General features: G+C 69.6%; 20 protein-coding genes. 9 read left to right on the forward strand and 11 right to left on the reverse strand.

From position 1 onward, the window contains the following. Nucleotides 1–191: 191 nt before the first annotated feature. Both RMN86_RS12700 and RMN86_RS12705 read right to left on the reverse strand, forming a co-directional pair. Nucleotides 192–605 (reverse strand): hypothetical protein, encoded by a 414-nt coding sequence (locus RMN86_RS12700; RefSeq protein WP_309606212.1) that lies wholly within the window; start codon nucleotides 603–605, stop codon nucleotides 192–194. 100 nt (nucleotides 606–705) lie between these two features. After that, nucleotides 706–1,614 (reverse strand): EamA family transporter, encoded by a 909-nt coding sequence (locus tag RMN86_RS12705; protein ID WP_309606213.1) that lies wholly within the window; start codon nucleotides 1,612–1,614, stop codon nucleotides 706–708. Between the two features lie 147 nt (nucleotides 1,615–1,761). Here RMN86_RS12705 and lepB point away from each other — a divergent pair, with 147 nt between their 5' ends. The 5 genes from lepB to parC all read left to right on the forward strand — a co-directional run bounded on the left by lepB (nucleotide 1,762) and on the right by parC (nucleotide 7,446). After that, the gene (gene lepB, locus RMN86_RS12710; protein ID WP_309606214.1) at nucleotides 1,762–2,553 is read left to right on the forward strand and encodes a signal peptidase I; all 792 of its coding nucleotides are present in this window, start codon (nucleotides 1,762–1,764) and stop codon (nucleotides 2,551–2,553) included. Nucleotides 2,554–2,600: 47 nt separating this feature from the next. Further along, complete coding sequence (rnc, locus tag RMN86_RS12715; protein ID WP_309606215.1) at nucleotides 2,601–3,311, forward strand: ribonuclease III; 711 nt, start codon at nucleotides 2,601–2,603, stop codon at nucleotides 3,309–3,311. Continuing rightward, entirely contained in the window at nucleotides 3,308–4,273 is a 966-nt protein-coding gene (era, locus tag RMN86_RS12720) for a GTPase Era (RefSeq protein WP_309606216.1), read from the forward strand. Before rnc ends, era begins: the two co-directional genes overlap by 4 nt. Nucleotides 4,274–4,324: 51 nt before the next feature. After that, entirely contained in the window at nucleotides 4,325–5,056 is a 732-nt protein-coding gene (recO, locus tag RMN86_RS12725) for a DNA repair protein RecO (RefSeq protein WP_309606217.1), read from the forward strand. A gap of 140 nt (nucleotides 5,057–5,196) precedes the next feature. Next, nucleotides 5,197–7,446: a DNA topoisomerase IV subunit A gene (gene parC / locus RMN86_RS12730; protein WP_309606218.1), complete on the forward strand. Its 2,250-nt coding sequence runs from the start codon at nucleotides 5,197–5,199 to the stop codon at nucleotides 7,444–7,446. 279 nt (nucleotides 7,447–7,725) lie between these two features. Here parC and RMN86_RS12735 read toward each other — a convergent pair whose 3' ends face one another. The 4 genes from RMN86_RS12735 to RMN86_RS12750 form a co-directional block, all read right to left on the reverse strand. Next, complete coding sequence (locus tag RMN86_RS12735; RefSeq protein WP_309606219.1) at nucleotides 7,726–8,013, reverse strand: type II toxin-antitoxin system RelE/ParE family toxin; 288 nt, start codon at nucleotides 8,011–8,013, stop codon at nucleotides 7,726–7,728. 31 nt (nucleotides 8,014–8,044) lie between these two features. Continuing rightward, a complete protein-coding gene (locus tag RMN86_RS12740) occupies nucleotides 8,045–8,320 on the reverse strand; it encodes a type II toxin-antitoxin system ParD family antitoxin (protein ID WP_309606220.1) in 276 nt (91 codons plus the stop codon). Nucleotides 8,321–8,387: 67 nt separating this feature from the next. Continuing rightward, entirely contained in the window at nucleotides 8,388–9,488 is a 1,101-nt protein-coding gene (locus RMN86_RS12745; RefSeq protein ID WP_309606221.1) for an NADH:flavin oxidoreductase, read from the reverse strand. 53 nt (nucleotides 9,489–9,541) lie between these two features. Continuing rightward, the gene (locus RMN86_RS12750) at nucleotides 9,542–10,042 is read right to left on the reverse strand and encodes an HtaA domain-containing protein (protein WP_309606222.1); all 501 of its coding nucleotides are present in this window, start codon (nucleotides 10,040–10,042) and stop codon (nucleotides 9,542–9,544) included. A 449-nt stretch (nucleotides 10,043–10,491) separates the two neighbouring features. On the opposite strand from RMN86_RS12750, the gene RMN86_RS12755 reads away from it, so the two are divergent. Continuing rightward, on the forward strand, nucleotides 10,492–11,112 hold the full coding sequence (locus tag RMN86_RS12755; RefSeq protein ID WP_309606223.1) for a hypothetical protein: 621 nt from the start codon (nucleotides 10,492–10,494) through the stop codon (nucleotides 11,110–11,112). A 44-nt stretch (nucleotides 11,113–11,156) separates the two neighbouring features. After that, entirely contained in the window at nucleotides 11,157–12,143 is a 987-nt protein-coding gene (locus RMN86_RS12760; RefSeq protein WP_309606224.1) for a hypothetical protein, read from the forward strand. A gap of 31 nt (nucleotides 12,144–12,174) precedes the next feature. On the opposite strand, the gene RMN86_RS12765 is transcribed toward RMN86_RS12760, so the two are convergent. The 5 genes from RMN86_RS12765 to RMN86_RS12785 all read right to left on the reverse strand — a co-directional run bounded on the left by RMN86_RS12765 (nucleotide 12,175) and on the right by RMN86_RS12785 (nucleotide 15,889). Then, complete coding sequence (locus tag RMN86_RS12765) at nucleotides 12,175–13,131, reverse strand: hypothetical protein (protein WP_309606225.1); 957 nt, start codon at nucleotides 13,129–13,131, stop codon at nucleotides 12,175–12,177. 42 nt (nucleotides 13,132–13,173) lie between these two features. After that, complete coding sequence (locus RMN86_RS12770) at nucleotides 13,174–13,701, reverse strand: hypothetical protein (protein WP_309606226.1); 528 nt, start codon at nucleotides 13,699–13,701, stop codon at nucleotides 13,174–13,176. Then, the gene (locus tag RMN86_RS12775; RefSeq protein WP_309606227.1) at nucleotides 13,698–14,528 is read right to left on the reverse strand and encodes a hypothetical protein; all 831 of its coding nucleotides are present in this window, start codon (nucleotides 14,526–14,528) and stop codon (nucleotides 13,698–13,700) included. Before RMN86_RS12775 ends, RMN86_RS12770 begins: the two co-directional genes overlap by 4 nt. Nucleotides 14,529–14,549: 21 nt before the next feature. After that, nucleotides 14,550–14,915: a hypothetical protein gene (locus RMN86_RS12780; protein WP_309606228.1), complete on the reverse strand. Its 366-nt coding sequence runs from the start codon at nucleotides 14,913–14,915 to the stop codon at nucleotides 14,550–14,552. 110 nt (nucleotides 14,916–15,025) lie between these two features. Then, nucleotides 15,026–15,889, reverse strand: a complete 864-nt coding sequence (locus RMN86_RS12785; RefSeq protein WP_309606229.1) for an MBL fold metallo-hydrolase — start codon at nucleotides 15,887–15,889, stop codon at nucleotides 15,026–15,028. A gap of 164 nt (nucleotides 15,890–16,053) precedes the next feature. On the opposite strand from RMN86_RS12785, the gene RMN86_RS12790 reads away from it, so the two are divergent. Together RMN86_RS12790 and RMN86_RS12795 are read left to right on the forward strand one after the other, a co-directional pair. Further along, nucleotides 16,054–17,421 carry a serine hydrolase domain-containing protein gene (locus tag RMN86_RS12790; protein WP_309606230.1) on the forward strand — a complete coding sequence of 456 codons (1,368 nt, stop codon included), beginning with the start codon at nucleotides 16,054–16,056 and terminating at the stop codon, nucleotides 17,419–17,421. Between the two features lie 66 nt (nucleotides 17,422–17,487). Then, nucleotides 17,488–18,363, forward strand: a complete 876-nt coding sequence (locus RMN86_RS12795) for a hypothetical protein (RefSeq protein WP_309606231.1) — start codon at nucleotides 17,488–17,490, stop codon at nucleotides 18,361–18,363. Nucleotides 18,364–18,385 lie beyond the last annotated feature (22 nt).

Here is an 18,385-nt window from a genome sequence, read left to right on the forward strand (position 1 = left end):
GGGGTTGGGGTGGGGGTGCGGACTCGGCGGCGCGCATTGGCTCACTGGTCTTCAGTGCGACGGCTCCGAGGCAGAGCTGACACCCCCACAACCAACCCTCTCCCCGCAAGGGGGAGAGGGCTTTTGGCGCGTCCGGCCCGGATAGGTAGGTGACAGAACGACACTGGCTGATCTGAAGGCCGATACGCCCCTTACGCCGGCGTGGCGCCCGGCGAGCCGCACTTGGCGAACTTGCCCTTGGCGTTCTTGCAGCGTGCGGCCTTGGCGGGGGGCGCCTTGGCGCTCATCGCGGCGGCCGGGGCGGCCTTGGCGCTCATGGCGGCGGCGGGGGCGGCGCCGCACTTCATGAAGTGGCCCTTGTCGTCGCGGCATTTCTCGGCCTTCGCGGCCTTGGCCGGCGTCGCCGACAGCGCGGCCATCGCCGGGGCCGCCTTGGCGGACTTTGTCGCCTTCAGGCTGGAGGCTCCGCCGCAGACCTCGGCCTTTGCGAACTGGCCGCTGGCGCTGTGGCAGCGGCCGTTGGCGTCGAGCTTCTGGGCGCTCACGGTTCCCGCGCTGAGCAGGAAGGCGATGGCGGCCGCGGTGGTCAGTAGGGTCCTGGTCATGAACGGTGCTCCGATTACGATGGCCGGACGTCCGGCGGCCCACACGGTCGTGAGTTAACCCGATTGTTCCGCTCTTCGCGACCCGACGCCATAGGAAATGTCAGCCGGCCGGCGTGGTCCCGCGTGCGAACCGTGGCCAGAGGGTGTTCAGCGCCAGGCCGCTCAGCACCAGGGCGGCGGCGGTGATCTTCCATGCCGCCAGCGGCTCGCCCAGGAATATCGCCGAGCCGGCCATGCCGAACACCGGCACCAGCAGCGACAGCGGCGATACCGTCGCGGTGGAATAGCGCGACAGCAGCCACCCCCAGGCGGCGTAGCCAAACAGCGTATTGCCCAGGGACTGCCACAGAACCGCCGCCCAGGTCCCCGCCGTGGCCTGGGTCAGGCCCCGCGCGATCGCCGGCCAGCCGTCGAACCCCAAGGCCAGGGCCGCCAGCGGTGGGATGGCGAACAGGCTCGACCAGACCACGAACCCCAGCATGTCCTGCGGCCCCGCCGCCCGCTGCACCGTGTTGCCCAGCGCCCAGCTCATGGCGGCGACCAGCACCAGGCCCAGGCCGAGCCCCGTCACCTCCGTCCCCGCCACCGTTGCGGCGTGAACCATCAGCCAGCCCAGCCCCGCCGCGGCCAGGGCGAACGCCGCGACCTGGAACCCTCGCAACCGCTCTCCCGTGAACGCCATCGACAGGGCGATGGTGAAGAACGCCTGGGTCTGCACCACCAGCGACGCCAGGCCCGGCGAGATCAGGCCCCGCATGGCGATATAGAGCAGGCCGAACTGGCCCACGCCGATCAGCACCCCATAGGCCGCCAGGATCCGCCAGGGGGCGGCGGGGCGCTTGATGAAGGCGATCGCCGGGACCACGGCGAAAGTGAACCGCAACGCAGCGAAGGTCAGCGGCGGCAGGTGCGCCAGCGCCAGCTTGATGACCACGAAATTGGTCCCCCAGACCGCCATCACCACCAACGCCAGGACGAGGTGCGGCGCGGTGAGGGTGGTCCGAGGCATCCCCCCTTGTGCCGGCGCCCGGCGACGATGTCACTTCAGCCCGCCCGCGCGCATGACCTTATGTTCACGGGCATGAACCTTGCTCATGGTCTATCCAGCGCGTAGCAACGGCCGGTTCGCGCGCGCGGGCGTCTTTTGGAACGATGGATGAGCGACACGATGCAGGCTGCGGCGCCGCCCGAGAAAACCACCGCCCAGGGATCCGGCCCCCTGAACGAGCTGGTCGAGGTCATCAAGACGGTGGTCTACGCCCTGCTGATCGCCCTGTTTCTGCGGGTGATCTTCTTCCAGCCCTACACCATACCCTCGGCCTCGATGGAGCCCAACCTGTTCGAGGGCGACTACATCATCGTCTCGAAGTGGAGCTACGGGTGGTCGAAGCACTCGATCCCGTTCAGCCCGCCGCTGTTCTCCGGTCGCATCCTGGAAAAGCCGCCGCATCGCGGCGACATCGTGGTGTTCAAGCTGACCCGCGACAATTCCACCGACTACATCAAGCGCCTGATCGGCCTGCCGGGCGACCGCATCCAGATGAAGCAGGGCCTGCTCTACCTCAACAGCGTGCAGGTGCCGCGGGTGTTTGCCGGGACGGTCCGCGAGGACATCGGCGATGGCCAGATCGCCAGCGTCACCCGCTATCGCGAGACCCTGCCGGGCGGCAAGACCTACCTCACCAACGATTTCGGCCCCGACGGCCCGCTCGACAACACCGACGTCTTCGTGGTGCCAGAGCACCATTATTTCATGATGGGCGACAATCGTGACAACTCCTCCGACAGCCGCGACCCCGACGGCGGGGTGGGCTTTGTCCCGGCCGAGAACCTGGAGGGCAAGGCTCAGATCATTCTCCTGTCCTGGTCCAAAGGCGCCTCGATCTTCAAGCCGTGGACCTGGGTGATGAACATCCAGCCGGGTCGGTTCTTCACCCTCCTGCAATGACCGCGCGCCCTCGATGAATACCCCCCGTCCATGAACGCCCCCCGTCTATGAATACAAGGGTCGCCGCGGTCGCCGAGCTCGAACGCCGCATCGGCCACAGCTTTGCCGACCGCGATCTCCTCGAACGCGCGCTCACCCACGCCAGCGTCGGCGAGGGGGGGGCGAAGCTACGCCACAACGAACGCCTGGAATTCCTCGGCGACCGCGTGCTCAACCTGATCGTCGCCGACGAGCTGATCGCCCGCATGCCGCAGGCGGCGGAGGGCGACCTGACGCGCGCCTTCCATCAGCTGGTCAACTATCAGGCGTGCGCCGTCGTGGCCCGCGCGGTGGGCCTTGGCGAGGCCCTGCGGCTGGGCGGCGGGGCGGCCAAGCTCGGGATGCGCGACCATGACAAGGTGCTGGGCGACGCCTGCGAGGCGCTGATCGCGGCGCTCTATGTCGAGGCGGGCATGGCCGCGGCCACGGCGTTCATCGTCACCTTCTGGGCCGACCAGTTCAACGATCTCAAGGCCACGACCCAGGATCCCAAGACCGCGCTGCAGCACTGGGCGCTCGCCCGCGGCCTGCCATTGCCGAGGTACGATCAGGTCAGCCGCAGCGGGTCGGCCCACAAGCCGAGCTTCGTCATCGAAGTCACCGTCGAGGGTCAGCCTCCGGAACGGGCGGCGGCCGGCAACAAACAAGAGGCCGGGCGGCTCGCCGCCGAGCGCCTGCTCGCAAAACTCGCGGACCTCCCGCAGAAGGCAGAGACATGACCACCCGCCCCACCACGACGAGGGCCGGCTTCGCCGCGATCATCGGCGCCCCCAACGCGGGCAAGTCGACCCTGACCAACCGGCTGGTCGGGGCCAAGGTCTCGATCGTCACGCAAAAGGTCCAGACCACCCGCTTTCCGGTGCGCGGCGTGGCCATGGCCGGCGAGGCGCAGATCGTGCTGGTCGACACCCCCGGCATCTTCCAGCCCCGCCGCAAGCTCGACCGGGCCATGGTCCGCGCCGCCTGGGGCGGGGCTCGCGACGCCGACGTCATCGTCCACCTGGTCGACTCCGTCGCCGAACTCGCCGCCGCCGAACCGGGCGGCCCCCAGAATCGAGTACGGGCCGCCGACAAGCGCGCCGCCATCGATGTGGAATCCATCGTCGAGGGGCTGAAGACCGCCGGCAAGACCGCGATCCTGGCGCTCAACAAGATCGACGGGATGCGCCGCGACACCCTGCTGGCCCTGTCGAAAACTCTATTCGATACGGGCGTCTATTCGGAAGTGTTCATGATTTCCGCGGCCGACGGCGCCGGCGTCGATGACCTCAAGGCCCGGCTCGCCGCCCTGGTCCCGGAAGGTCCCTGGTTCTATCCGGCCGAACAGACCGCCGACATTCCCGCCCGCCTGCTGGCCGCCGAGATCACGCGCGAGAAGATCTACCTGCGGGTCCACGAGGAGCTGCCCTACGCCGCCGCCGTCGAGACCACCGCCTTCGAGGAACGCGCCGATGGCTCGGCCCGCATCGAACAGACCATCTATGTGGAACGCGACAGCCAGCGGCCGATCATCCTGGGCAAGGGGGGCCAGACCCTGAAATGGATCGGCCAGAAATCGCGTGAGGAACTGACCCAGTTGCTCGACCGCCCGGTCCACCTGTTCCTGCACGTCAAGGTCGACGACAAATGGGCCGACAAGCGCGAATTCTACGGCGACGTGGGCCTGGATTTCGACGCATAGCCCTACCTCCCGCCGCTTCGCGGGGGAGGTTGGGTCTGCTAGCTGAATCCCATGGAATTCGAAGACGACGCCTTCGTGCTTTCGGCCCGCGCGTTCGGCGAGGCGGGCGCGATTGTCGAGCTGCTGACCGCGCGCCACGGCAAGTACGCCGCCCACGTGGCCGGCGGGGCGTCGCGGCGGATGAAGCCGTTCCTGCAGGCCGGCGCCGCGGTCACCGTGCGCTATCGCGCGCGGGTCTCCGAACAGCTGGGCGCGGCCAGCCTGGAGCCGGTGGGCGAGGGGCCCTCGGCCCTCTTCGATGACGCGCTCGCGCTGGCCGGGCTCTCCGCCGCCGCGGCGATCGCCGCCGGGGCGCTCCCCGAACGCGAGCCACATCCCGGCGCCTACCTGGCGTTCCAGGCGCTCAGCCAGGCCCTGGCCGGCACCGATCTGTGGCCCGCCGTCTTCGTGCGCTTCGAGGCCGGCCTGCTGGCCGAGCTGGGCTTCGGCCTCGACCTCTCCCGCTGCGCCGCCACCGGGGTCACCGACGACCTCGTCTACGTCAGCCCCCGCACCGGTCGCGCCGTCAGCCGCGCCGCCGGCGATCCCTACAAGGACCGCATGCTGGCGCTCCCGCCCTTCCTGCTCTCAGCCCAGTCGCGGCTGGAAGCCGGCGACGTCGGCGCGGGCCTGACGCTCACCGCCCACTTCCTCGAAGCCTTCATCTACAACCCGCTGAACCGCCCCCTGCCGCCGGCGAGGCTCTGGCTCGTCGACCGCCTCAGCGACGCGGGGCGGCTGTAGCTACCTCCTCCTTTTTGGTCGTCATCCCCCGGACAAGCCGGGCCATGACGATCAAGATTGTTGTGGGCGCGAGCGCTAGGTCGCGGGACGCCGCTACGGCATCGGATTATCAGTCAACGCTCACTGCCTCTGTGATTCCCATGACCGACACCCTGACCACGCCGCCGCCGCCGTCCGACCGGATCATCGATGAGCCGCTGACCGAGGCGCTCAGCCGGCGCTACCTCGCCTATGCGCTCAGCGTCATCACCGACCGCGCGCTGCCCGACGTGCGCGATGGGCTGAAGCCTGTGCAGCGCCGCGTGCTCTACGCCATGCGCGAGATGCGCCTGAACCCCGACGCCGCCGCCCGCAAGTGCGCCAAGGTGGTGGGCGAGGTGATGGGCGGCTATCACCCGCACGGCGACCAGTCGATCTACGACACCCTGGTCCGCATGGCCCAGGACTTCGCCCAGCGCTATCCGCTGGTCGACGGCCAGGGCAATTTCGGCAACATCGACGGCGATAACCCCGCCGCCATGCGCTACACCGAAGCCAAGCTTACCCAGGCCGCCACCCTGCTGCTCGACGGCATCGACGAGGACGCCGTCGATTTCAAGCCCACCTACGACGGCCAGGACACCGAGCCCGTCGTCCTGCCCACCGGCTTTCCCAACCTGCTCGCCAACGGCACGACCGGCATCGCCGTGGGCATGGCGACATCCATTCCGCCGCACAACGCCGCCGAGCTGATCGGCGCGTGCCTGGCCCTGCTCGACAACCCCCGCGCTGCCACGGCCGAGCTGATGGTCCACGTCCAGGGCCCGGACTTCCCCACCGGCGGCGTCATCGTCGAGCCCCACGCCAGCCTGCTGGAGACCTACGAAACCGGCCGGGGCGGCGTGCGCCTGCGCAGCCTCTGGACGAAGGAAGACCTGGGCCACGGAACCTACCAGATCGTCGTCACCCAGGTGCCCTATCAGGTGAAGAAGGCCGACCTGGTCGAACAGCTGGCCCAGCTCATCGAGGACAAGCGCGCGCCCCTGCTGGGCGATGTCCGCGACGAGAGCGCCGAGGACGTGCGGCTGGTCCTCGAGCCCAAGTCCCGCAACGTCGAGCCCGAAGTGCTGATGGAGAGCCTCTTCAAGCTCTCCGACCTGGAGAACCGCTTCAGCGTCAATCTCAATGTCCTGGACGCCCGCGGCACCCCCGGCGTCATGGGCCTGCGCCAGGTGCTGCAGGCCTTCCTCGACCACCGGCGCGAGGTCATCGTCCGCCGCGCCCGCCACCGCCTGGGCAAGATCGAGGCGCGCCTGCACATCCTCGACGGCCTGCTGGTCGCCTACCTCAACCTCGACGAGGTGATCCGCATCGTCCGCTATGAGGACGAGCCCCGCGCCCGGCTGATCGAGGCGTTCGCCCTGACCGAGATCCAGGCCGACGCCATCCTCAACACCCGCCTGCGCCAGCTCGCCAGGCTGGAGGAGTTGGAGCTGCGCCGCGAACACGCCGACCTCTCCCTGGAGCGCGACGGCATCGCCGGCATGCTGGCCAACGACCGCGCCCAGTGGAAACTGGTGGGCGCGGGCTTGAAGCACACGCTCGCCACCCTGGGCGCCGACACCCCGCTCGGCCGCCGCCGCTCGATCTTCGCCGACGCCCCCCAGGTCGATACCGAAGCCGCCCTGGAAGCCATGATCGTGCGCGAGCCGATCACCGTGATCCTGTCGGACCGCGGCTGGATCCGCGCCGCCAGGGGCCGTGTGGACGATCCGTCGGAACTCAAGTTCAAGGAGGGCGACAAGCTGGCCTTCCTGGTCCCCGCCGAGACCACCGACAAACTGCTGATCTTCGCCTCCGACGGCCGCTTCTTCACGCTCGCCTGCGACAAGCTCCCCGGCGCCAGAGGCCACGGCGAGCCGCTCCGCCTGATGATCGACCTCGACGACCGCGTCGGCATAGTTGACGTGTTCGTCCACAAGCCCGGCGCCAGGCGCATCCTGGCCAGCCAGGAAGGCTACGGCTTCATCCTGCCGGAAGAAGAGGCCATCGCCTTCCGCCGCGCCGGCAAACAGGTCCTGAACCCCGGCCCGAAGGGCGCCCTGGTCAGTCTGCTTCTAGGCAGCGCGGACCAGCTCGCCGTCATCGGCGACAACGGCAAGATCCTGATCTTCCCCACCGCCGAACTCCCCGAAATGCCCCGAGGCAAGGGCGTCAAACTCCAGACCTACCGAGAAGGCGGCCTCCGCGACGCCACGGCCTTCGCCGAAGCTGAAGGCGCCGCCTGGATCGACGCGGGCGGCCGCAACCGCGCCTGGCCGGACTGGCGCAACTGGCTGGGCCGGCGCGCCGGGGCGGGCAAGCTGGCGCCGAAGGGCTTCCCGGCGGGCAAGCGGTTTCGGCCCCGCTGATCCAGATCCTCCCCCGCTGGGGGAGGTGGATCGCCGCGCAGCGGCGAGACGGAGGGGGCTTCATCCCAGGATTTACAGGTGTCACCGTAACTCCTGCGCAAGCCGTTCTGGTGCAAGCTGGACAAAACTCAAAAAATGCGTAATTTGCACAGGTAATACGCAGGTAATACGTCGACACGATACCCAATTACCGGCTGCGCGGATGGTCACGTTCCGCGTCAGGCCTAGTTGGTCACTCGACTACCGGAATTGAGGGCACGCACGACTTCGCGCCGAGCCTCAACCGGCGCTTAGGGTCGCGCGCCAGTCCTGCCCGCCGTAGAACAGCCGCAGGATCACCACGCGCTCCTCTTCCACCGCGAACGCCGGCGTCACTCGGCGCTCGAACCCGATGGTGCGCAGGCCAGGCTGCAAGTCGTCGCGCACCGTCCCGCGCTCGGCGGCGATGTCGAACGTCGCCAGCCAGGCTTCAATCCGCTGGGTGTAGGCGCGCGCGACGCGTTGCGAGACCTCGGCGGCGATATGGTCATAGACGGCCGTCAGGTCGGACCGCGCGGCGCGCGTCACGACAACCGTCCGGCGGATCACTTGACGTGGATCATTGGGCGGATCGCGCCGCGTGATGCGCGTCCAGGGCTTGCTGCAGATCGTCGAGGCTGAGCACATCGTCGGGATCGGCCTTATAGGCGTCATAGGTCGGCGCGACCTCCTCGACCAGCCACCGTTCAATGGCCGCATCGCGCTCTTTCAGCGCGCGCAGGCCGGCCCGGACGACTTCGCTGGCGGAGGCATAGTCGCCGCCCGCCACCTTGGCGTCGATATAGGCCGCCTGTTCGGCGGGCAGACTGACAGTGCGCTTGGTGACGGCGGCCATGGAGTCTCCAGTTCGCCCGAGCGGACGGTATGAAACTATCACACCACGCGGCTGGAGACCAATCCGCCTACGATAAACTCATCATCGCCGACCGATCGAAGTCCATCAGCTCCCCCGTCCGCCCCTCATGCACCTTCACCGCCCACTGCGGGTCCTGGAGGAGGGCGCGGCCGACGCCGACCAGGTCGAAGTCGCCGCGGTCGAGGCGGCGCAGCAGCTCGTCCAGCGAGGCGGGCTTGGAGGCCTCGCCGCCGTAGGAGGCGATGAACTCGCCGGTCAGGCCGACCGAGCCCACCGCGATGGTCGGGACGCCGGTCAGCTTCTTGGCCCAGCCGGCGAAGTTGAGGTCCGAGCCCTCGAACTCGGGCTCCCAGAACCGGCGCTGCGAGCAGTGGATGATGTCGGCGCCGGCGTCGGTCAGGGTGGTGAGCCAGGTCTCCATCTCCTTGGGCGTGGTCGCCACGCGGACGGCGAAATCCTGCTGCTTCCACTGCGAGATGCGGATGATCAGCGGATAGTCGGGGCCGACCGCGGCGCGCACGGCGGCGATGATCGCCGCGGCGAATTTCGAGCGTTCGGCGATGGTCGGGCCGCCGAAGCCGTCGCCGCGCTGGTTGGTCCCTTCCCAGAAGAACTGGTCGATCAGATAGCCGTGGGCGCCGTGCAGCTCGACGGCGTGGAAGCCCAGGCGCTTGGCGTCCGCCGCGGCGGTGGCGAAGGCGGCAATCGTGTCGGCCACGTCGGCGTCGCTCATCGGCGCGCCGTGGGCGACGCCCGGCGCGCGCAGGCCAGACGGGCTGTCGTGCGCGTCCGGGTCCGCCTGGTCGTCGCCGCGCCCGGGCACCGCGCCCACGTGCCACAGCTGCGGGGCCATCTTGCCGCCGGCCGCGTGCACGCCGTCGATCACGGCCTTCCAGCCGGCCAGCGCCGCCTCGCCGTGGAAGCGCGGGATGCTCGGGCTGTTCACACTGACCGCGCGCTCGACGCCGACGCCCTCGGAGACGATCAGCCCCACCTGCGCGCCCGCGCGCCGGGCGTAATAGCCGGCCACGTCGGCCGTCGGCACGCCGCCCGGCGACATGCTGCGCGTCATCGGCGCCATGACGATGCGGTTCGGCAGATGGAGCCCCTTGAAGGTGAAGGGCTGAAACAGGGCGTCGGCCGGCATGAGGACTCCGTGGTGAGGCAGGGGCGGCAGGGTGGCCCCGCAACTGCCACCGATCAGACCCTGCCAGCAAGCCCCAGCAGCCGCACCGGGTCCAGCACCGTGCCGGGCGGGTAGTGGTCGCCGAGCAGGAACATGCCGTCGAGGGTTATGGCGGCCGGGAGGACCAGGCCCCCGCTCGTCGTCAAGGCGCCCGTCGTCAGGGCCTCCGTCGTCATGGCGTTTGCGTCCAGCTTGGCGAAGGGCAGGCGGCGCGTCGCCGCGGGGCTGTCGGCTACCGTCAGGATCAGGCCGGCCTCGCTCGCCTCGATCCACGGATCGACCAGCACGACCGACAGCATCCCGCCGTGGGCGTTGAAGCTGACTTCGCCCTGGAACCGGCCCGCGCCCCGCAGCCGCCCGTCCGCCCCTTGGGCCAGCGTGCTCTGCGGGCCTTCGGGAAACAGGAACCCGCCGTCCGGCGCCCGCTCGGCCCCGCCGGTTGTCGCGACGGTCCCGCCGGCGGCCTCCACATAGCTGCGGAAACTCTGCTTCACGCCCCAGGATAAGGTCGCCATCCTCACACTCCTCGCCCACCGCCCGGCGCGCCGCCGAGGTTAGCGTCTCTCCGGGCCTTGCGCCTCATCCATCCGCGCCTTTACCGCCACGTCCTTCCCTTCGACGTTCGCACCGCCCGGCAGGACGCGGGCGCGGACCCAACGCGGAGGCGGTCAGGTGGGCCTTTGAGAACAGGCGCCGTGGACGGTGAGGTGGCAGGGCAACGAAATCGGGTTAATTTGTCAGGCACACCCCTAAATTCTGTCATCCCGGACGGCCTGAAGGGCCGCGCCGGGACCCAGAACGGCCTGTGCGGGGACTCTGGGTCCCGGCGCTTCAGCCTGCGTGCGCAGGCTTACGGCCGGGATGACAGAGAATATTTGTAGTCTGTTAATCTGAGTTCGGCGCCCTGGGTGAGGTGGCGATCGGACTTGACGGTCATGCGCTGATGTTCTATCTTTGTTCTCAAATGAACACCCCCGACCTCCGCATTGCCAGGTTGTCCGAGCTGAGCGCCTGCGCCTGCCGGCTGGGCCTGGCGTTCGGAGAGGCGGCGGAGCGGGCGCCGGACGCGGCGGGGATGGCCGAATATTTCCGGCTGTTCGACCGATGCTTCTTTTCGGTGCGGGTGGCCACGGCGCTTGAACGGCGGCTGGCCCATGCCCCGGCTGAGCCGCGGCCGCAGGCGTCTCGGCAAGACCCGGGCGACCGGGAAGACCTGGCCGATCGCGGCGATCCGTCCGACGCCGAACGGCCCGAACGCAATGAGGATTTCCGCGAACGGGACCGCGACCGGGAGCGTGAAACCGAGCCTGCCAGCCTGCCGCTGCTGCTGCGCACGCTGGGCAAGGTCGTGGCCGACGCCGCGATGCTGCCCGGGCCCGAGCCCGCGGCCCTGCCCACCTTGCGGGAATTGCTGGCCCACGTGGCGCCGAATTCGCCGGAAAATCCGCCCGCGAGGCCGCCGCGACCAAAGGTTGGCCTTCGGGCCAGGCTCGCCGGGTCCGGCGCGGTCTCGGCGCTCACGTTGCCGCCCGCGCTCGGCGGCGCCTCGCCCCTGCGCCGCGCCACCGGCCCCCCGCGCCGCTGACTCTTCAGTTGCCGCCCCGGCCGGATCACCGTTCTATCGACGGCGTGGGGACGTTCACGACACGACATAGGCTCAGAGCCGCCCTGACCGGCCTCGTCGCCGCGCTGATCTGCGCCGGGCTCGCGGCCGGCGTTCAGGCGCGGCCCTACCATGCCCCGCGCACCGCCGTTGGCCAGCCGGACCTGCAGGGGTTCTGGACCAATGTCTCGCTGACCCGCCTTGAACGCGATCCCGACACGCCGCTGACCTTCGCCACCCGCGCCGAGGAGGCGGCGTTCGAGCAGCGCTCGGCCCAGGCGCGCGCACGGGCCGAGGCCGACGGCCTGGGCCAGGGCGTCTCCGAATGGCATCCGGCGTTCACCATGGCGCGCATCGCCGGGCGGCTGCGCACCTCCTTCATCGTCAGCCCGGCCGACGGCCGGCTGCCCTATCGGCCGGGGCTGCGCGACCGCTACAAGGCCATCGACGCCGCGGCCCTGTTGCAGACCGCGGCGGGACCCGAGGCGCGCACGCCTGGCGACCGCTGCCTGATGGGCGGCTTCGCCTCCTCCGGTCCGCCCTATCTCAACCCCGCCGTGGCCGGGGTGAAACAGATCGTCCAGACCCCCACCGAGATCGCCATCCTGACGGAAATGAACCACGACGTTCGCATCGTGCGGCTGGGCGCCAAGGGGTCGCCTCCACGTCACCCGCCGGCCGGCGTGCGCGTCTGGATGGGCGATTCCATCGGCCATTGGCAGGGCGACACCCTGGTGGTCGAGACCACCAACTTCCATCCGCAGGAGCAGTTTCGGGCGATGTTCCTGATGTCGCCCGACGCCCGCGTCACCGAACGCTTCACCCGCGTCGGCCCGACCGAGATCCTCTACGCCTGGGAGATCGACGATCCCGCCACCTTCACCACGCCCTGGCGCGCCGAGATGCCGTTCCACGCCGACACCGGCCCGATCTACGAGTTCGCCTGCCACGAGGGCAATTACGGCATGACCGACATGCTCGCCGCCGCGCGGCGCCAGGACGCGCGGCCGTAAAGCGCCGCGGGGCCGCGGCCAGGCATACCCGTCATTTCAGCCGGCCCTCCGCCCGCCGCGCGCCCAGCAGGATATCCGGCAGGCCATAGTTGCCCTCATGGCAGGCGTATTCATAGAGCGGCCCCGGCGCGGGCGAAAACAGCATCTCCCCCCGCCACGGGCGCGTGTAGAGGCTGGGGTCCTCGACGGTGAAGCCATAGGTGATCTCCGCGCGCCCGGTGCGCGTGAAGGTCTCCGTCACCCGCGTCGCCGCGCTCACCGCCAGCTTGCGCTGCACCAGGCGGGGGCCAAAGCCCGTCGTTTCGACCACCAGGGTGTCGCCCGCCCAGCGTCCCACCGACTCGCCCAGCCAGGAGGGCAGGGGATGCGGCTCGGCCACGGCGCCCAGGCGCACGATCCGCGCGTCGTGGAACTTCTCCGCGACGATCGCCAGGGCTTCGCGGGTCTGCACGAAGCGATAGACGTTGGTGTCCGGCCCGGGGATCAGCGGCGCGGTGGTGGCCGAGGTCACCAGGCAGCGCTCGTAGGCAGGCCGGTCTTCCGGATTGTCCAGGAACACAGTCCGGGCTTCGGGCTCGAGGTCGACCTCAAGCTTGGCGCGGATCGCCTTCAGATAGGGGATCTGGCCGTCGGCCGGGTCGGTGATCAGCGACGACCGGATCTCGCCGCGGATGTGCAGCAGGCCGGCGCCGCGGTCATTGAACTCGCTCTCCGACTGGCCAACCTCGCCCGCCTTGGCCGCCGGCATGCCGTGCAACGCGCGCAACGGCTGTTCGTAGGCCTCCGCCTCCGCCGGGCTCAGCACCAGCCGGCTGAGCTCCTTCGGCCGCTGCAGGTCGGTATAGGTGGCGTTGGTCCAGGTCCCGCCCAGGTCGCGCGGATCGAAGGCCCTGGCGGCCGCGCCGGATCGCGCCAGGACCGGCCCGGCGCCGATCGCCAGGCCCCCCAACGCGGCGCTGGCCGCCAACAGTCCCCGTCGATCGATCATGCTCGTCCCACGCCCCACACCCACCAGACTGCACGCCCCGCGTCAGACCTTGCGCCCGGCGATCACCGCGCCCAGCGCGGCGATCCAGCCGGTCATGAACACCATCCAGGCGCCGGCCAGGCCCATCCGCGCCAGGGTGAGCGAGCCCCGGGTCCACAGCTTCACCGCCTCCCACTCCGCCCCGGCCAGCGCCTCGCGCGGCAGGTCTGGGCAGGCGTCGCCATAGACCTTCACCGCGTCGGCGGTGCAGACAAAGCCGCGCACCACCCGCATGTGCGCGCCGGGCGCGGGCTCGACGAACAGCGAATAGAGCGTCAGGTAGCTCCCCAGCCCGATCACCGTCAGCACGGCGGCAGCTATGATCCAGGTCCGGCGCGACCGCACCTTGCTCCGTCGCGTCCACTCCCAGACGATCAGCCCGGCCAGCATCACCAGCCCGGCCGAGACGTAGCCGATGGCCGGCGGCCAGGGCGGCTGCAGGTCGGCGAAGGCGGCGATCAGCGGCAGGGCGGCGAAGGCGGCGGCGAACCCCAGCACCTTCAGCAGGTTCTTCAGATAGTCGCCGATCATCGCTGGCGGATCCACACGACCTGCGCCGGGCCGGTATCGTCCAGCGACGGGGTCACCGAGGTCTGGCCCCGGGTCTTCACCCCGCCCGCCCACTGGGCCTGGTAGACATAGGATCCCGACAGATAGGTCTTGCGGTCGAGCGCCACCTCGCCCCAGCGCCCGCAGGCGCCGCGGTCCCAGGGGTCCAGCCCCTTGGCCTTGCAGACGTCGAAGGAGAACTGGGTGATCAGCCACACCGTCGCCCGCGCCGGGCTGGCGCGCAGCAGCACCGCCGTCTCGCCGGCGCCGCAGCCGCCCTGCACCACCACCGGCGGCAGGCGGGGCTGCAGCCGCGCCCGGGCCGCCTCCACCGCGCGGCCCATCGACGCCAGGCTGGCCTCCTGCGCCGCGTCGTCGGCGTCGGTCGCCCAGGGATCGTCGGAGCCACGCCGGCGGGGATGGGCCGTCCGCGCCGCGATCCGCGCCAGCGCCTGTTGCTCATAGAGCCGCAGCGGACCCGCGAATACCGCCGCCGAATAGCCGCCGCGCGTCAGACCCGCCTCCATCTCGGAGACTTTGAGCGCCAGGTCCTCCAGGGCCATGGTTCGACCCTCGGTCGCGCCGCCGACCTCGGGGTCGCGCTCGGTGCAGAATTCCAGGTCGAAGACCTTGCGGCCCGGGTGGGCCTCGCTGTCGGTGAAATTGGCTTGCGTCGTCCGGCTCAGGGCGCGCGCCGCCGTGCGAGCGGCGCGATAGTCGGCGGGATCGGCGCTCGGCGCGGACGCGGCGGTGGTCGCCGCCAGCGCGATGGCGACGCACCCCGCGATCAACCGTGATTGCCCAGCCATTGCCTGCTCCGCGCCCGCCGGTCAGTGGCGATGCAGGCCGCCGCCGCACATCCGGTGCGTGGCTCCGTCCATCCACATCAGCTGGACGCCAGGACTCCAGGTCAGGGTGCGCCGCCCGTCGGTCCAGGTCATCCGCGCCGGGCCGCCGGTCCACGGTACGATGGCCAGGGCGTGCGGGCCGTCCCCCGAATCGACGATGGCATAGAGGCGCGCGTCCTTGCTGGCGAACCTGGCGACAAGGTTCTGGCCGTCCTGACAGCGGAACGTCGAATGCGCCGCCGCCGCGCGGTCGGCCTCGGCCTCGCTATCGACGGTCTGGGCGTGCGCCAGGGCCGGCAAGGCCCCCACCAGGATCAGGCCGATGAGCGCTATCGCAGGATTTGCCATGCTGTCCGATCCTCCAGTCCGCCACACCGTCGTCGGATCACGACGGTGTGGCAAGTCCCGGATTGGCCAGTCCTCCGCGGTGCGGGATTTCGGGGGCGACCGGCTCAGCTCTAGCCTTCGACGGCCAACCGATAGGTGTCCCCGTCACGCACCACATGGCCCGCCGTGGGCGCCGCGAAGTGGGTGCCGATCACCAGCACCTGCGTCCCCGCCAGCGTGTCGAACACCCGCTCCCGAGTCTGCGTCGAGGCGGTCTTGTCGAAGTCGGCGCTGCTGGCCCATTCGGGATGGTTGAACTGGCACGGGTGGTGGATGAAGTCGCCGGTGATCAGCGCCTCCTGGCCGCGCGAGCGGATCCGCACGCTGACGTGCCCCGGCGTGTGTCCCAGGGTCGGCTCGAAGCTCACTTCCTCGCAGATGGCGTGATCGGTCCCGACAAGGTCGATCAGGCCTGCGTCCCACACCGGCTTGACGCTGTCGTGGAAAGGCGAGCGCTCGGGATGGGCGTTGCCGTCCTCCTCACCGCGCCAGTAGTCGTACTCCGCCCGGCCGATCAGGTAGCGGGCGTTGGGAAAGGTGGGGACCCACTTGCCGTCGACCAGCATGGTGTTCCAACCCACGTGATCGACATGCAGATGCGTGCACAGCACCACGTCGATGGTTTCCTGGGGGAACCCGGCGGCTGCCAGGTCGGCCAGGAAGTTGGTCTGCAGGCCGCTCCAATTGGGGATCTCGCGCTGCTTGTCGTTGCCGATACAGGTGTCGACGATGATCCGCCGGGTCGGCGTCTGGACCGCCAGGGCGTGGACGCTCATCCGCAGCCGCCCGGTCTCGTCGGCGAAGTGCGGGGCGAGCCACGGCATTCCCAGCACCACATCCGGCGTGGCCTGCGGCAGGATGAACCGGGTCCCGCCGGTCATCTCCAGTTCCAGGATCCGGGTCACCGTCACGTCGCCGATGCGCCAGCTCAGCATGCCCGTTCCTCCGCCGCCAGTCTTGCGCCGGGGCCGTGGCACTTTGCGGGCGGACGAGGGGCCCTGGCAACCGCTTCGGCGCATTGCAGTCGTGAAACGCAACCCGACTTGCACCGGGGGCGGCGGTCCCTAAGCTACCGGCGATAACAAAAGGGGGATTCAAGATGCATCGTCGCGCCTATTTCGCCGCGGCCCTGAGCGCGGCTCTGCTGCTGCAGGCTCCGTTCGCCAGCGCCCAGACCGCCGCGCAGGCCCCGGTCAAGGCGAAGGCCGCCGCCACGCCACGCGCCGCGCTCAGCGGCTCGTTGACGCCGGAGGCCGCCGGCTTCGATCCCGCCCGGCTGAAGCGGCTCGACGACTACATGGCCAAGGTGGTCACCGACGGCCGCGTGCCTGGCATGACCACCCTGCTGGCTCGGCACGGCAAGGTCGTGGAATACAAGACCTACGGCAAGGTTGGCTTCGGCTCCGGCCAGGCCATGCCGAAGGACGAGATCTTCCGTATCTATTCGATGTCCAAGCCGCTCACCGGCGTGGCGATGATGATCCTGTTCGAACAGGGCAAGTGGCGCCTCGACGATCCGGTCACCCGCTATGTGCCGGAATTCAAGAATCTGAAGGTGATGGTCAGCGCCGACGCGGACGGCAAGATCACCAAGGTCGAGGACATGAAGCGTCCCCCGACCATGCGCGAAATCATGAGCCACACCGCCGGCTTCGGCTATGGCCTCGGCGACGAGCACCCGGTCGACAAGCTCTATCGCGAGAAGAAGGTGCTGGGCGCGGGCAGCCTGCACGAGATGATCGAGCGCACCGCCGAGATCCCGCTGATGTTCCAGCCGGGAACCAACTGGTCCTATTCCAGCGCCGTCGATATCCAGGGCTATATCGTCGAAAAGCTCTCCGGCAAGCCGTTCGGCCAGTTCCTCCAGGAGAACGTCTTCGGGCCGCTGAAGATGGTCGACACCGGCTTTTCCACCGGCCCGGCCAAGGCCGCCCGCCTGGCGCCGGTCTACGCCTACGACAAGAAGCAGGACAAGGTGGTCGAGGCCAAGACGATCTTCAGCTCCGACATGCCTGACTATTCCAAGCCGCCACGCATGGAGAGCGGCGGCGGCGGCCTGGTCTCGACCACCTGGGACTATGCCCGCTTCTGCCAGATGATCCTCAACAAGGGCCAGCTGGACGGCGTGCGCATCCTCTCGCCGGCCTCGGTCGAGCTGATGGACACCAACGTCATCCCGCGCAATGTGCTGGTCAATTCCAACGGCTCCGTCGGCCTGCGCTTCAATGAGGCCGTGGGCTTTGGCCTGGACTTCATGGTCGACAACGACCCGCGCAAGGCCGGGTCGCTGGAGGGCAAGAACACCATGAGCTGGGGCGGCGCGGCCGGCACCTGGTTCTGGATCGACCCGACCAACGACCTGTTCTTCGTCGGCATGATCCAGCGCCTGGGCGGCACCGGCGGCGACGACCTGGGAACCATGGCGCGGACGCTGACGTACCAGGCCCTGCTGCACCCGGAGAAGTAGCCGACGACGAGGCGGAGGCTCGGCTTCGGCCGACCACCCGGTCCAGCTTGCCCTGAGAGCGTTCACGTGAAGGCTGCGCGCCCCGCCGCGATGACATGTTTCTTCATGCTGTTCGCCGGCCTGTCGTTGGCCAGCGTCGCGCTGGGCTGCTGGGCCGCTGCGACCAGCGGGGCGCCGTCGGGTGTCTGGACCCGGAACCTACTTGCGTGGGCAATTGGCGCGCTCTGTGCCGGGGCGCTCGCGCGGTGGACAGGACGCCGAACTCTGCTTGGGGTCTTGCTCCTGGCGCCAGCAGGGCTGATCGCGAGCCTGGCGAATACCGGCCAGCTTGGCGTCCACCGGTGGGTCGATATCGGGCCGCTTCATATGAATGCGGCGGAGGTAGTTCTTCCATCGGCGGTGGTCGCGTGCGCGGCCCTGGCGGCCGGCAAGGACCGGCTGTGGCTCTCGGCGGCAATCGCTATGGCGCTGCTCGCGGTTCAGCCGGACGCCTCGCAGGCGAGTGCTCTCGGCGCTGCGTGGCTCGTCATCATCGCGCTGGCGCCGATGGGTGGCGCTCAGCGTGGCGCCGCGGCGGTGTTCGCCGTGGCGGCCATGGCTTGGTCGTGGCTCCGGGCGGATCCGCTCGCCCCCGTAGCGGACGTCGAAGGCATCATGGAATTGGCCTGGCGGCTCTCACCGCTTGCGGGTATCGCGGCCTGGGCTGTGCTTATCGGCGCGGTGTCGACGCCGCTGATCCACAGCCGCTCGGAGGCGCCCGCCCTGCGAGCGGCGGCTGTCGCACTCGCCCTCTATGGATTGTTCTCCGTGCTGACAACTCGGGTTGGCGCTTTCCCGGTGCCGCTGGTCGGAATGGGGATGAGCTCGATCCTTGGCCTCTGGCTTGGCGTCGGGCTGCTGGCGGCCTTGCCGAGAGCGCCGCGGTGGGCGGCTTCGCCTTGACTTTCGCCCCCCTACATGCGCC

The organism is Phenylobacterium sp., from assembly GCF_031360265.1.
Lineage (GTDB): Bacteria > Pseudomonadota > Alphaproteobacteria > Caulobacterales > Caulobacteraceae > Phenylobacterium.